At 29.0% G+C, this 14,421-nt stretch carries 13 protein-coding genes and 1 riboswitch; of the genes, 3 read left to right on the forward strand and 10 right to left on the reverse strand.

Translation table 11 applies throughout. The features are described from left to right. A partial coding sequence (locus tag RWQ73_RS00400; protein ID WP_314406133.1) for a YSIRK-type signal peptide-containing protein occupies positions 1-1,330 on the reverse strand: 1,330 nt, incomplete at its 3' end. Between the two features lie 496 nt (positions 1,331-1,826). Here RWQ73_RS00400 and RWQ73_RS00405 point away from each other — a divergent pair. Together RWQ73_RS00405 and RWQ73_RS00410 are read left to right on the forward strand one after the other, a co-directional pair. After that, positions 1,827-2,264 carry a hypothetical protein gene (locus tag RWQ73_RS00405; protein WP_314406134.1) on the forward strand — a complete coding sequence of 146 codons (438 nt, stop codon included), beginning with the start codon at positions 1,827-1,829 and terminating at the stop codon, positions 2,262-2,264. Between the two features lie 210 nt (positions 2,265-2,474). Continuing rightward, entirely contained in the window at positions 2,475-2,996 is a 522-nt protein-coding gene (locus RWQ73_RS00410; RefSeq protein WP_314406135.1) for a sigma-70 family RNA polymerase sigma factor, read from the forward strand. A gap of 452 nt (positions 2,997-3,448) precedes the next feature. Here the strand turns inward: RWQ73_RS00410 and RWQ73_RS00415 are convergent, their stop codons facing one another. The 7 genes from RWQ73_RS00415 to RWQ73_RS00445 all read right to left on the reverse strand — a co-directional run bounded on the left by RWQ73_RS00415 (position 3,449) and on the right by RWQ73_RS00445 (position 10,391). Then, positions 3,449-4,420 (reverse strand): PD-(D/E)XK nuclease family transposase, encoded by a 972-nt coding sequence (locus RWQ73_RS00415; RefSeq protein WP_314406136.1) that lies wholly within the window; start codon positions 4,418-4,420, stop codon positions 3,449-3,451. 200 nt (positions 4,421-4,620) lie between these two features. After that, positions 4,621-4,980, reverse strand: coding sequence for a protozoan/cyanobacterial protein, globin family (locus RWQ73_RS00420; RefSeq protein WP_314406138.1), 360 nt, complete (start codon positions 4,978-4,980; stop codon positions 4,621-4,623). Between the two features lie 166 nt (positions 4,981-5,146). After that, the gene (gene metK / locus RWQ73_RS00425; RefSeq protein ID WP_314406139.1) at positions 5,147-6,328 is read right to left on the reverse strand and encodes a methionine adenosyltransferase; all 1,182 of its coding nucleotides are present in this window, start codon (positions 6,326-6,328) and stop codon (positions 5,147-5,149) included. A gap of 113 nt (positions 6,329-6,441) precedes the next feature. Next, a riboswitch (SAM riboswitch) is annotated at positions 6,442-6,544 on the reverse strand. 718 nt (positions 6,545-7,262) lie between these two features. Further along, complete coding sequence (locus RWQ73_RS00430; RefSeq protein WP_314406140.1) at positions 7,263-7,754, reverse strand: PH domain-containing protein; 492 nt, start codon at positions 7,752-7,754, stop codon at positions 7,263-7,265. After that, a complete protein-coding gene (locus RWQ73_RS00435) occupies positions 7,747-9,252 on the reverse strand; it encodes a PH domain-containing protein (RefSeq protein WP_314406141.1) in 1,506 nt (501 codons plus the stop codon). The genes RWQ73_RS00430 and RWQ73_RS00435 overlap by 8 nt, the downstream gene beginning before the upstream one ends. Further along, a complete protein-coding gene (locus RWQ73_RS00440; RefSeq protein WP_314406142.1) occupies positions 9,239-9,742 on the reverse strand; it encodes a hypothetical protein in 504 nt (167 codons plus the stop codon). The genes RWQ73_RS00435 and RWQ73_RS00440 overlap by 14 nt, the downstream gene beginning before the upstream one ends. A gap of 19 nt (positions 9,743-9,761) precedes the next feature. After that, positions 9,762-10,391, reverse strand: coding sequence for an MBL fold metallo-hydrolase (locus tag RWQ73_RS00445; RefSeq protein WP_314406144.1), 630 nt, complete (start codon positions 10,389-10,391; stop codon positions 9,762-9,764). A gap of 380 nt (positions 10,392-10,771) precedes the next feature. On the opposite strand from RWQ73_RS00445, the gene RWQ73_RS00450 reads away from it, so the two are divergent. Further along, positions 10,772-11,920, forward strand: a complete 1,149-nt coding sequence (locus tag RWQ73_RS00450) for an MFS transporter (RefSeq protein WP_314406145.1) — start codon at positions 10,772-10,774, stop codon at positions 11,918-11,920. Positions 11,921-11,971: 51 nt separating this feature from the next. On the opposite strand, the gene srtB is transcribed toward RWQ73_RS00450, so the two are convergent. Continuing rightward, on the reverse strand, positions 11,972-12,820 hold the full coding sequence (srtB, locus tag RWQ73_RS00455; protein WP_314406146.1) for a class B sortase, LPKTxAVK-specific: 849 nt from the start codon (positions 12,818-12,820) through the stop codon (positions 11,972-11,974). A gap of 203 nt (positions 12,821-13,023) precedes the next feature. After that, positions 13,024-14,175, reverse strand: coding sequence for a pyruvate kinase (locus tag RWQ73_RS00460; RefSeq protein ID WP_314406147.1), 1,152 nt, complete (start codon positions 14,173-14,175; stop codon positions 13,024-13,026). Positions 14,176-14,421: the final 246 nt, after the last annotated feature.

Raw genomic sequence — 14,421 nt, forward strand, 5'->3', positions numbered from 1 at the left:
CTTGTTTTACCACAGCACCATTTTCAAATAATTTCATATTTTGAATAGATTGACCCGTTGGTACAGTAAAGTAATAAATTGGATTTTGTCTAGACTCACGAGCATTATTAAAAGTAATTCTCCAATGATACCCATTTGATTGTTTAGTAACTTCCGCAAAAACTTTATTTTTTAATCTTTTTACAGGTTGCGGTCCTAAATCCGCATTATTTCTACCATTAGCAGAAGCATTATCATTATGTGAAATATATAAAAATGTACCAGGAAGATATCCTGAACCATCATTTACTTTTGTAATATATCCAACAGTTGCTTCAGTTAAGTTCTCATCACCATGGCTGTCATAAACTTTGCCATCAGCAGCTCTATAGTAGCTTGCTCTAAAATATGATTCCGGTCGTATATTTATACCATTTCGAGAATCACGTCTACCTGAGTTTTCACGAGTAACTGCTAATGCAAGTTTTTTCTCCGCTTCTTTTCCTTGTTTTACCAATTCTTCTATTTCTGAAGCAGTTAATTGTGGATTTTCTAATCCTTTTTTGACAGAAAGAACAGTCTCTTCCACTCCTTTTAACAGTTCTTTTGTTTCAGGTCTAGTAATTTCATTAGCAGATTTTAGATATACATCTAAACTTTTCGCAAGAGTTTCAAGCTTCCCTTTATCAGGAGCTGTTGACTTTTTATTCTCAGAATCTTTCTTTTCTAAAGTACTAGCTTCTGCTTGTTTATCTATTTTTTCTGAAGTATTTACTTTATTATCTACTGTTTTTTTCTCGCCTACTTGTCGACTTTCTTCCTGAGCCTTTTCAGTAGTCTTGTCTGCTTTTACAACAGTTTCTTTAAGTTTTTTTGTAACTTCTGTTAATTTTTCTACTTGAGCATTAACTTCTTCCGCACTAGCAGTGTCTTTATCTAATACTAATTTTGCTTCAGATATACTTTGACTTACTTCATCATAAATACTAGCTATTTTACCTTTTTCTGTACTTCTAAAAAGTGTATCTAAGCTAATTGATAATTTTTTTAATTCTGCTTTGTCCACTTTCACAGTAGCAACAACATCAGATGTTTTTTCAACAATAGTCGACTTATCTTGTGCTGATGTAGACTTATCATCTAGTTTTGGATTTTTGTCACCACTAGATGAACTATCTGCTGATTTACCGCTAACTTGTGCATTTTCTGATGTAGGGATATTTTCTGCCTTAGCTGACATTCCTCCACCGAAGAAAATAAGTGATGCTACAGCTACACTGGCAGCACCGAAATGATATTTTCTTATTGAAAAACGCGTTAGTTTTTCACCATTTTTATACTGATATCTCATAAATATCATTACTCCTTTTTCATAATTTCTCTTAATATTTAATATAATTTATATTTTTGTTGTTAACAATCTAGTAAATAAATACTTGTAAACACTATAATTATAATATAACATTTAGCTTAAATCAACTTTAAACACAACTTATTTTCACGATTAAATGTAATAATAATTTATAAAATAATTGTGATATGAAAATAATTAACATTTATATATAATTCATATGAATATCGCGCCCCTACAAGTTTTTTTTTTTTTGTTTCAACTTTTTTATAGCTATTTCTTACAATTAAAATATACCATCTAAATAAAAAATTATTTGTTTTATTAACTATACATTGTTATACACTATAACTATTTAGAATTTTTCATAACAATTTTATATTTTAAATAATTTTTCTCTTATTCATTTTACCGCTTTACAGATTTTCTTAAACTATGTATAATCAATATTCCCCTCTCTCCCTCTCTTACAGATAAAAATGAGAGGAGTAAACATATGTATTACTTTAAAATAAAAAATAATATAAAAGTTCCTGTTAGTAAGGAGATATATTCTCAGATAAATTCAATTCAAAACCGCACTAATTATACTGCTAAAAAGCTTAAAGAAAGCGGCTTAATTTATTATGAGACCTACTCTTCTGAAAACAACACTGGGGAGAGTCGAATTAAGGATTATTCTGCATTGTCTACAGAAACAGTTATCAAAGAACATCTGTATAATGCTCTTTATGATGCTTTAGCTACTCTTTCTATAGATGATCAATTACTTCTGTATAAGCTATATGTAAACAATTCATCTTTACGAGGAGCTATGCATAATAATCTTAATCATCCTACAAAAGTTAAGCGTCATCAAGAAATGTTACTGAAAAAATTAGCTATTTTGTTAAAAGAATATGAAGAGGATTTTTTCGATAATATAACTAGATAATTTTCTAGTTTTTGTGACAAAAGGCTATTTTTTTCACTTATAATAGTGAGGGGGTTTTTAATCTTTTGTAAGAGTGGGAGTCTACTAAATCACCTATTTTTTTCATATTTTCATTTACTATATTTTTTTAGTTTTCACATTTATAATTACATGATTCGTCCTTATTAGGAGATGTTCTACATAGAGAGGAGCTACAGGAGGACAATTATAATGAAAAGTTTTATAGAATTAAACGAAGATGACACTCAAAGATTTTACGAATTATTAGAGGTTAAAAAATTTCTTATTAAAAGGGCACTATATAAAGTAAATATTCCACAGAAATTACATGATGAGTTTTATGGTTATGGAATGGAGGGGCTTCTTGTTAGTTTTCTTATCTTACAAGATGGTGGGATAGACCCTTCCGATTTTGATAGATTTGCTTTTGTAACTATTAAGAGAAAGCTCATCGATGAAATTCGTAGAAGAAACAGACATGAGAGTATTCCTTTAGATATATTCGAAAATAATTCTGATGTTATTTGCAATGATTATGATTTCTTATATATCGAACTTATAAATTATCTCAAAGATACATTAAATCTTTCTGAATGGGAATTTTTCGAGGAATATACAAAGACATTAAATGTTAAAAAGACAGCTATTTCTTTAGGTATATCACTTGCTAGTGCATACAGACTACACAAACATATTAAGGGAGTTTGTGAACAGTTTCTATTAAATATTTAGGATTTTATCCACTCTATGTAGACATCTACTTATTTTGTTAAATTTCGTATTTTTATTTTATAGTTTATCAATCCAATCAATATATAATAACTATTGAGACCTATTTCATTGCTATTACACCTAAATTTTTATTTAATATCCTATTAATAGTTTTATGCTATTAAAATAGAGCTTTTTAGATATTTCTCCTTTCTTTATTTTTCATGTATAGTGTTTTGTTTTACTTTTCAAAAAGATTATTTTCTACTAGAAACACATATATTCATGAAAATAAAACTGAAAAAATTACAATATATAGCTAGTTTTTAATTTAATAATCAAAAAAGAACAGAGAGTAATAATTTTACTTCCTGTCCTTTGTTCTTATGTTATATTTTGAATAAACTCTCAATAGTTTTTTTCGAATTCACGTTACTTTTACAACTTGGTTTAAACGTTATTTACTACTTCAACTATAAATATTTCTCAAATTCTTGTTCACTTAGATTTAATTTGCGAGCTCCTATTTCTTTGGTTAGATTCCCTTCTTTTACTAAGTCTACAATCATATTTATTGTTTTTACTCTCTCTTGTGCGATTCCCTGCTCGATTCCTTCTTCTCTTCCTTGTTGAAGTCCTTGTTCTATTCCTTGTTGAAGTCCTTGTTGAAGTCCTTCCACTATCGCCTGTTCCTTTTCTTCTTTAACATAAGCTAGGTGAGCATAATATCCATCAAAGTCTCTTCTTCTCTCATCAAACATACTCTTTTCCTCCTCACTCCATTTTCTTGGATTTATTATACTATCTGCTTGTTCCATTATTTTTTCTGGTTCATGTGTATATGGTTTGTTTCCAAAAAATTCTATCCAACGTATTTTTTGGTAATTTTCCATTGTATTTTCTCTGTATTTTTCTATTTCCAAAAATACCATTCTTATTAAATTTCTTTTTTCTTCTATTCCTTTAAATTTAACTTTTAATTCTTCGCGGTTTTCATCATCTCGCATACTGAACATATGAATCGCTCGATTATCATCAAAATATGGTTTCTCTGTTATCGCTATAGCATAAACCGGTATTAATTCTTGAGATAAGTAATGTGTATCTACCCCTTCTTTTTTATACTTATCTAAGTTTTGCGATACCTGTTCACAGATGTATAACCACAATCTTTTTATAAAATCAACCTGCATAGCTACTTGAATTTCTATAATAACCTGAGTGCCATCATCTAATTCTGCTAGTACATCTACGTGCGTGACAAATGGTAGCAAATCTTTATAAGGCTTAGCATGGATTTGTGCACCATCTAAAAGTTTTACAGAAGCTACTGGTAAGTCTAATAAATCTCTTATGAATTGTGCCGTTACCTCAGTATTACTAAATACTTTCTTCGCTACTAAATCCATCATTGGTCGTGCGTCTTTATGTCGTAATTGTTTCATATTTTTATCCCCCTATTTTCATTACTTAATAATATTTTTTAATTTTAATTTCTACCCTATTTCTAACTTTATTATACTAAAAAAAAATTATTTTTTCTATTGATATCATAGATTTTATATTTAAACAACAGAATCATATTTCTAAATAAAAAATGTAAAAGTGTTACATTTTAAATATAACCATCTTTTACATTTTTCCATTATATTGTATTTATCATTTGCATTGTTAACGAGTTTATTTTTTGACTAAAGAATTTCTTTATAGCTGGATCTAATTCTAATCTATTCAACGCTAACTCAAAATCTTCTAACCAATATTTTGCTTCTTTTATTGATATTGGTAATTTCATATGTTTTCTTCTCAAATCAGGTGTTGCGAATACAGAATGACCTGGTTCTCCTAGAAATAATCTAAAAAATCTTTTTTGTTCTATTTTAATTTTATCAAATCCTTCAACAAATAAAAGATTGATTCTATCATCATTAGGTATTATATCATCATACATATACATAACTAATTGATCAATTTTTTCTTCTCCTATTTGGTCATATAAATTCATCATAAACCTCCATAATTTGTACATATTTTTTTCACTTTTCGTCCTTATTTATATTAAACTATATTACAAATATTTTTGCAATTAAAATAAACCAAAATTTCTTAAAAATTCTCACTAGACAATTAAAGCGTAAAATAGGATATACCTATTCTACGCTTTAACTTTATTATTTTAATAGTTTTTTAAATGCTCCTACTTTGTCAGTTTTTTCCCAAGTGAATTCTACATCTTCACGTCCAAAGTGTCCATAAGCTGCTGTTTTCTTGAAGATTGGTTTTCTTAAATCTAAAGTTTCGATGATTCCATTTGGTGTTAAACGGAATTCTTCTTTAATAGTTTTAACGATATCCCCTTCATCTACTTTTGATGTTCCGAATGTTTCTACAAAAATCGATACTGGGTGTGCTACTCCAATTGCATAAGCTAGCTGAACTTCTGCTTTATCACAGATACCACTAGCTACGATGTTTTTAGCAATATATCTAGCCATATAAGCTCCAGATCTATCTACTTTAGTCGCATCTTTACCACTAAATGCTCCACCACCGTGACGTGAGAATCCACCATATGTATCAACGATAATTTTACGTCCTGTAAGCCCAGCATCTCCAACTGGTCCACCAATTACGAATCTTCCTGTTGGGTTGATAAAATACTTAGTATTTTCATCTAGTAAGTCTTTATCTAGACATGGCTCGATTACGTATTTTTTAATATCAGCATGGATTTGTTCTTGACTTACATCTGCATCGTGTTGTGTAGAAACTACGATTGTATCAATTCTATTAACTTTATGGTTCACGTCGTATTCGATTGTAACTTGAACTTTTCCATCTGGACCTAAGTATGTAAGAGTTCCATTTTTTCTAACTTCTGCTAATTGTTTTGAAAGTTTTTGACTTAGGTAAATTGGTAGTGGCATATATGTTGGTGTTTCATTAGTTGCAAAACCAAACATAAGCCCTTGGTCCCCTGCACCTACTTCGTTCTCTTCTTTTTGTTGTTTTGTTTCTAATGAATTATCAACTCCAAGAGCAATGTCTGGAGATTGTTTGTCTAATCCAACAAGTACTGAAATATGATCTCCTGAATATCCTTTATTAGGATCATTATATCCTATTTCATTAATTGTATCACGTACGATTTGTTGGAAGTCAACATTTGCTGTTGTAGAAACTTCTCCTATAAGCACTGCTAATCCTGTGTTTACACAAGTCTCACAAGCTACACGTCCGTATGGGTCTTGCTCTAAAATCGCATCTAAGATAGCATCTGACACTTGGTCAGCAATTTTATCTGGGTGCCCTTCTGTAACTGATTCTGATGTAAATAAATATGTTTTGCTCATTTTTTTCTCCTAAAATATTTTTTGTCTGATATTAATACAAATCTTTCTAAGTCCTTAATATCTTTAAAATAAAAATTAAAAGACCTTATCTCATAGACAAGGTCTTTATGTATACCTCATCGTTCAAAGTAAACTTTGCTAAGGAAAGCACCTTAATCAATTGATTAGGTTGCTGGAGTTCAACGGGCCTTATCCCTCACTCACTCTTGATAAGTATTTATATTTCTTTTATCAGCATATTTGATTTTAATATACTTTTCCTAATTTGTCAAACGATAAAGTAAAAATGATATAGTAAAATCAATATTCAATATTATATTTACTTCTTTCTTGTAGAATTTTTTCTTTTAACTTCTCCGCTTCTTCAATGAGGATTGTTAGAACTCGTCTTATCGATTTAATTTTTTTCCTTTTCATACTTAACACACAGAAGAGATATTAATATTATTGTTCCATTACCCTTCTTCTATGATATAATTAACTTGTCGTTGATAACAAATCAAATCCTGCGATAGTAGGAGGTGATAAAATACTTTTATGGAAATACTTACTCAAACAGTGCTTAACATTATGGGTGCTGATCCAAAAGTACTAGATTTTAAAAATAATTTATATGAAAACTCATAGACGCAGTGGTTTATTGATATCTAAATTCGCTTTATAAAAGCTCTTTAGATACCTAATAAACTGTACGGGGGTGACTCAACAAAATCAATTTCTCCGAAATCACGATTTTTGAGTCACTCCCAAATGGCTTGATGAAAAGCACTCTAATATACAACGATAAGCCTTATTATATTCATCATAATAAAAACACTAGCATTGTAACGGGTGCTAGTGTTTTACTTTTATGTTTTTACTTACTCTTTATACCTATATTCTAAACTAATATCAGCTAATTGTCAAATAAAATTCTTGAAATGATATAGTAAAATCAATATTCAATATTGTATTTACTTCTTTCTTGTAGAATTTTTTCTTTTAACTTCTCCGCTTCTTCAATGGGCAGATAATCAATCCATAATATGCTATATATTCCTGTTATTTGTATATTAGCCAATTTAAACTTATTTAAAATTGGTCCTGTATGTATCGTAACATCTTGAATGGTATTAAATGGTAAAGTTTTTTTACTCTTGAAAAATACTCCTTCAACTTCTGATACCCCCATTTCGTCTATTTCATAAGAATAATTTCTAATTACTAAAGGCGGAATAACTAAAGACACTATTGCATATATTGTTAATATCACTAATATACCTAAACCTAGAAATTTATAATTTATTTCAGTTTTAAAATAGTCATATACACTTTTACCAATAACTGGTGATAAGAGAACTAGAGCATATATCCCAAAATGTATTCTTATATATTGTACAGACCTCTGTGGTAAATTACATGATTTTTTTTCAAATATTCTACTCATAACCTACCTCCGAAACTATAAAATCTCTTTCTAATTTTTCTTTATACCCTTTATCATAATATTTCAACTTAATATCGGAGTTTACTCCAATAGAATTTATTGATATATGAGCAAGATTTCTTTTACTCATAAAATAATTCGTCCTACTATTAATTGTTCCTACTTTTTTCACCTTAATGAATTCTGTTATTATTGTCAATTGTCTCATAAACGTATTCTTAAAGTAATGTCTATCATAATAAAGTTCGTTATATTTCAACATATAGTTTTTAACTAAAATACTATACGAAACTAAGATAAGATAAAGAGCAATCGAACTCAAAACTTTATACTCTAACTTAAAATTAATATCAGCAAAGTACAATATCGCAAATGCTATTATCGGTAGCAGACTGCAATTAAACAAACTCCAACGATACAAGGCTATCCTTGCTTTTCGTTGTATTTTCTCACTTTCTAAACTATCATAGTACTCTAAATCAATACCTAGACTATTTTTCACAAAATTTTGTGCAAAATTATTTTTTACTAGTGGTAAGACATCTATCGTAGACTTTTGTTCACTTAAATCTTCCGATACGTTATTAGTCAATGTTTCAACAGATAATTTCGTAAGTCCGAAGAAACGATAACGCAAAGGATATATCAATTTTACACTTTGAATTCTATCAATATCAATAACTAGTGATTTTTTATTTAACAATCCATATTTGCATAGTAAATTATGTTCTTTAGTCGTAAGGATAAAGTTATAATATTTTACAATTGTATGAATAATTGATGCGATTACTACTAAAATCATAAATATCCCAATTATTATAAATATGGCTGTTATATTTCCCGCGACTGACTTAGCATTTTTTTGAAGAAGTTCGTCAAAATAAGCTTCATTGTCGAAGAGATATTTGAATACATCTCGAATCTTACCATTTAATGCTAATATCAACCCTAAAGCTGCAAAGAACCTAACCCTAAGCAGTCCATAAAATGCAAGATCTTTAACAGATAACCTTAGTATTTCTTTTTGAGACTCCTGTACTTTTTCTTCTTGATCTATAGCTATATCCTCAGATGCATCTTGTTTTAATTCTCTTAGTATATCAATTAAGTTTAATGCGACTTCCTTCTTCAGAGGTTTTATCCTAATTTTACCTCCAACAAGATTAATATCCACCGAAAGCAGATTAAATGCTTGATACAATACGTTAGAACTCATGTCGATTGACTGAATATTTTCAAGGTTTATATTTTTTGCTTCTTTATTTATTATTCCTTTTGTGTAAATTAGAGCCCCATCACGTACTTCATAACTTTTTAAGAAATAATCAAATATACCTATTACTATTAGTAGAAGAAATCCTGCCAAAACTAGTAAATAATATTTCCAATTTTGCTCTTTTAATGCTATCACCATAAAAATACCAAATAATCTAAATCCAGTAATTACAGAATCCATAATAACCATAGGGTGCACTCGACTTTTTTTAATATTCTTCATCTTTATACCTCCTATAATTAAGATTATTTTCTAGTATAGTTAACAATAGGTTTTCTAACTGTTCTACATCTTTTCTAGAAACATAAAAGCTTAATTTTTCTGAACCAGTGTTTATACTAATCTTGTAAATATTGAATTTTTTAGACAATATATTTTGTTTAATTGTGTAATCTAGTATATTCCTAAGTGGTGCTACTTCCTCAAACTTAAAGAATGTATATATTAATGTTGAAGCTAGTTTAAAATGTTCATCTGTAATTTCAAAAAATGTATTGTACTCATACTTATCCCTAAGCATTACAACTATAACATGATTTAAAAATACTAATCCTAATATTATCCATAAGATAATATACACGTCTATACCAAAAACTTCTTCAAAACCAGTAAATTTAAAAATTGCAAAAGCCACAGCAACACACGTTAAACTTATCGCCCAAATATTAAAGAATATATAATCAACATACAATCTTCCTATATATTTCCTCATAAAACCCCTCCTTTTTTTATTAACAACCGATAAGATTTAGACCTCGTTCACGTTCAATCGTAGTCTCATCTCCATGACCTGGATAAACTATTTTAGCTCCATCTAGTTTGAATAATACATTTCCTAAGGAATTTTTTAAAGCATCATAATCTGAGCCGTATAAATCATAACGACCAAAACCGCTTCTAAATAATGCATCTCCAACTACTATAAATTTACCAAAATCAAATGATACTCCGCCTGGAGAATGCCCTGGCGTTGGTAGAACTGTAAAACTTAAACCAGCAATTTCGTATTTTTTGTTTTCTTCAAATTCAAATTCTGCAGGATCAGTCATAGGCGGTCTTCTTAAACGGAATAAAGTTGAACCGTTAAAATCCGGATTTTGTAACCAATCACGTTCATGTCCTGAAATATATACAGGCACTCCATAGTGTTTTCTACACTCATCTAATGACATAATATGATCGAAGTGAGCATGAGTCAATAATATCGCTTCAATCTTTACATTTAATTCGTCTACAGCTTTTTGTATTCTATCAAAACCTTCACCTGGATCTACAATAACCCCGCGTCCATCTTTATAAACTATATAGCAGTTTTCATCTACCATATCCATTACTATTCTTCTAATTTCTGCTTTTGCCATTTTCTCAAAACCTTTCCATAATTATTGTTATCTTTATTTTATCCTATTATTATGTTATTAACAAGTCTTGGTTAGTAGTTTTTTTACTTTACTTATATAATCCCTCTTCACTTGACCTTATTTAATATTTTTTTTATACTTGTATAATATGATTTTCATAAAAATTTAGTTTTTTGGGAGTGACTCAAAAATCGTGACTTTGGAAAAATCGATTTTTTATAGTCACCCCTGCACAGTTTATTAGATATCTAAAAAGCTTTTATAAAGCTTTTTAGATATCAATAAACTACTACGTCTATAAATTCTCATATGAACCTTGTTGAATTTTAGGACTTTTGAGACAGCCCCATTAATTTTCTAAGAAAAAAGGAGATTCAAAAATGAAATTAAATTCATTCGCTAAGTTTTCACTACTTAGTATTTCAATATTATTAATGTCACACCTTGCTATCTCTCCAATAATTCCAAATCTTTATAATTTTTATCATGGAAACAATCCTAATATTGGTCTGGCTTCTGTAGAAAGCTTAGCGACAATTCCTGCTATGATGATTACGATTTTTGTTCTTCTTAGCAACGGAGTTATTAAGTTTATTGGTAAAAAAAATACAGTTCTACTTGGACTACTGCTAATTTTTATCTTTGGTATTGTACCTGCCTTTACAACTAACTTTAAAGTTGTTTTAATTAGTAGACTTTTCCTTGGCGCTGGTATAGGTTTATTCAACTCACTTTCAATCAGTATGATAAGTGATTTCTTTGATGAAGAACACCGTGGTACAATGATTGGACTTAGAACTGCATTCTTAAATATAGGTAAAGCATTAACTACGTTTATCTCTGGATATCTACTAATTTACGGTATTCAATATACTTTTTTAGTTTATGCTCTAGCCCTTCCTATATTTATTATTTTCCTATTATTCGTGCCTAACACCGAAAATGTAAATAATAAAAAAGTTAGTATTAAATTCCATAAAGAAACTATCATTCTAACTCTTTTAACATTTTTAGTAGGAATTTCTTACATGGGAGCTACTATCAAAATTCCTACTCTACTAGCAGAAAAATATCACTACCAACCAGATGTAGCTAGAAATCTATTAACGATTCTTGCTTTAAGTGGTATTCTTTCAGGAGTTGTCTTCGGTATTCTTGTTAAAAGATTTAAAAATCTAACTTTACCAATTATGCTAAGTTTTATGACAATCGGAAGTATATTATTCGCTCTTACAAATAACATTGTTATATTCTATATCGCAGCTATCTTTATAGGAATCAGCTTTGTTGGAACAATGTCATTTAACTTCTTCTATATTTCTAATAAGCTAGAAAATAAATTTATAAACTTTGCGACAAGTGTAATTTTAGTAGGTGGTAATATCGGTGTAATTCTAACTCCAGTAGTTCTTACAAAAATTCCCGAAGCATTACATCTTGAAAAATATACAACTCCATTTTTCATAACTACAACTCTAATGTTTATTTCTACATTAGTTAGCTACTCAGTTTTAAGAAATAAAAAATAATATAAACAAAAAAAGGCACAACATAGATTTTCTACATTGTGCCTTTTATTATTAGCTATTTAATAATTCTTTGTTTTTCTCTAAAAATTCTTTTAATTCACTATCTGGTACTTGTCTAGCTAGTACTAAAGTTCTCAATGAAACATCATCAAGTCGACATGTAGCAAATACTGTCATATTATCTTCACCAGAAATCTTACTGTTTTCTAACCAGTTTCTAGAACCTTCTTTAAACATACTTATGAAGTTTTCCTTTTTATCACTAGCACTTGGAATTTGATATAATTTCGTATCTTCATGAACTACTTTAACTCCAGTCACTTCATAATAATACTTTCTCTCTGGTGTTTCTATAACGACCACTCTATGACTATCGAAATAATCTTTCTTAGCAAACCAGTTCATATTATTAAATACCCTAGTATCTAAGGTAATCTTCTTCTCTTCAATTCCTGCACGAGCATGACCAAAAATCCATTTAACATCACTTTGCTCTAATCCTGGTTTATTATCGAAATCCATAAACACTGCTCCGATATATGGAGCTGGCTTATTATCAATCCCAAATTCTAAATACTTAGAGTTATTCGTTGTCTGTAAGATTGGTTCCTTCAGAGAATCTCCTCCATCTCCTGGAACATACATGTATGCAATAACCTCATTATTTATTGCCTTCAAGTCTTTAAATTTATTTGATAAGTAATCTTTTTCAGCTTGATCTACTACATACTTATCATCTTTTTTCGATTCTTTATTAGACTCTACTTTATGTTCTACTTGAACTTGTGGTTCTTTAGAATTCTCATTCATATACGAATATAATCCAAATCCACCACCTACTAAAATCACAAGTAATAAAACATATTTAATAATGTTACTTAATAATGATTTGTTCTTCATAAAAATATTCCTTTCTAACATATTATTTCTTCATATAAAACTCCAAACTAGATTATATCATATTTTTTATAAAATTTCTTCAAAAATTAACTTAACTTCATTTTTTTAATATCACTTTAAAATTTAATCCATAAATATTTACCCAGCCACTATAATGTAGAAAATCGAACCTAATAGGTCCGATTTTCTACAAATAAGTTTTCTTACACTTGTCTAATATTTACAAAATCAGTAGGTGGAACATTCTCTTTTCCTAAGTCAGGTTGACCAGCTGTAATTAGGATAAGGTCACCCTCTTTTGCCAACTCTGATTCTTTAGCAAATTTCGGTGCTAAACTTAACATTTCTTCCATTGTTAAAGTATTTTCCTCTATAAATGTAGTTACTCCACGTGTTAATGCCAATTTTCTAGCTTTTTGTTTTGATGGAACTACCGCCAAAATTTCTACATTTGGTCTATAACGAGCTATAAATTTCGCCGTACTTCCTGATTTTGTATATGTAACTATATTATTAACATCGACAGAATCTAAAAGATATTTAGTTGATAGAGAGATCGCATGTGCAATATCCATTTGAAGGCTTCTATATTCTTTTGAATTATTATTAAGAACTTTATCTTGAGTTTCAATATAAGTAATTATTCTATCAACTGTTTCTAACGCTTCTTTTGGATAACTTCCTATAGCAGTTTCTTCAATTAACATAATAGCATCAACTCCATCGATAACCGCATTCGCTACATCAGACACTTCGGCACGAGTCGGTCTAGGATTATAAATCATTGAATGCAACATTTGAGTTGTTAAAATAACTTCTTTTATTGAAGCATTTGCTTTTTTGATTATTTCTTTTTGAATGCCAGGAAGATCTTGATATGGCAATTCCATACCTAATTCATCCCTATTTATCATAATTGAATCCGCAAATTGAATGATTTCATCAATATTCTCATACGCCTCTTTACAGTCAATTTTAACGATTAATCCAATATCTTTTTTCCCATTAGCATGTAAAATATCTTTAACTTTTCTAATTTCGTCTAAATTACTAACGAATGGGCAGGCAACAAAATCCACATCGTTTTCGCATGCAAACTGAACACTTTCTTCTTCAATTTTAATTAATTTATATTTACTTTCTGCATAAATATGATCTAAGTCATAAATAATCGCAGTATTTTTGTTTAATTTTTCTCTTAGTTCTTTAATTTTATTAATTCTATCTACACATTCTTCTGTGCTGCCATAATATGTATCAATAAGAACTGCATCCGCACCTTTTGCTACTATTTCTTCTAGTAGTCCTTCTGTACTATTTCCTAAAGTTGCTATTACTTTTGCCTTTCTATTCATAATATACCTACCTCGCATTTAAACGTTTTCTTTATGTTCTATTATAACACATTAAATACTGATTTTCTAGATAATTTTTTAAAGTTATTTATGTGAAATTGCAATCAATCTTATATTTTAAAAATTGAATAATATATTAAGTATTTTCTAAAGTTATCCTATGACATATGCTAAGTCCTTATTTTACAATATTTGAATACTAATTATATAAATTATTCCTGTAACATTCTTAAAATTTGTTTTTAA

Source organism: uncultured Gemella sp., assembly GCF_963525875.1.
Lineage (GTDB): Bacteria > Bacillota > Bacilli > Staphylococcales > Gemellaceae > Gemella.

Coding starts and splice junctions, on each gene's coding strand:
- RWQ73_RS00460 (WP_314406147.1), bottom strand. CDS start 14,175: ATGAATAGAAAGGCAAAAGTAATAGCAACTTTAGGAAATAGTACAGAA.
- metK (WP_314406139.1), bottom strand. CDS start 6,328: ATGAGCAAAACATATTTATTTACATCAGAATCAGTTACAGAAGGGCAC.
- RWQ73_RS00445 (WP_314406144.1), bottom strand. CDS start 10,391: ATGGCAAAAGCAGAAATTAGAAGAATAGTAATGGATATGGTAGATGAA.
- RWQ73_RS00430 (WP_314406140.1), bottom strand. CDS start 7,754: ATGAGTAGAATATTTGAAAAAAAATCATGTAATTTACCACAGAGGTCT.
- RWQ73_RS00440 (WP_314406142.1), bottom strand. CDS start 9,742: ATGAGGAAATATATAGGAAGATTGTATGTTGATTATATATTCTTTAAT.
- RWQ73_RS00405 (WP_314406134.1), top strand. CDS start 1,827: ATGTATTACTTTAAAATAAAAAATAATATAAAAGTTCCTGTTAGTAAG.
- RWQ73_RS00410 (WP_314406135.1), top strand. CDS start 2,475: ATGAAAAGTTTTATAGAATTAAACGAAGATGACACTCAAAGATTTTAC.
- RWQ73_RS00450 (WP_314406145.1), top strand. CDS start 10,772: ATGAAATTAAATTCATTCGCTAAGTTTTCACTACTTAGTATTTCAATA.
- RWQ73_RS00420 (WP_314406138.1), bottom strand. CDS start 4,980: ATGAATTTATATGACCAAATAGGAGAAGAAAAAATTGATCAATTAGTT.
- srtB (WP_314406146.1), bottom strand. CDS start 12,820: ATGAAGAACAAATCATTATTAAGTAACATTATTAAATATGTTTTATTA.
- RWQ73_RS00435 (WP_314406141.1), bottom strand. CDS start 9,252: ATGAAGAATATTAAAAAAAGTCGAGTGCACCCTATGGTTATTATGGAT.
- RWQ73_RS00415 (WP_314406136.1), bottom strand. CDS start 4,420: ATGAAACAATTACGACATAAAGACGCACGACCAATGATGGATTTAGTA.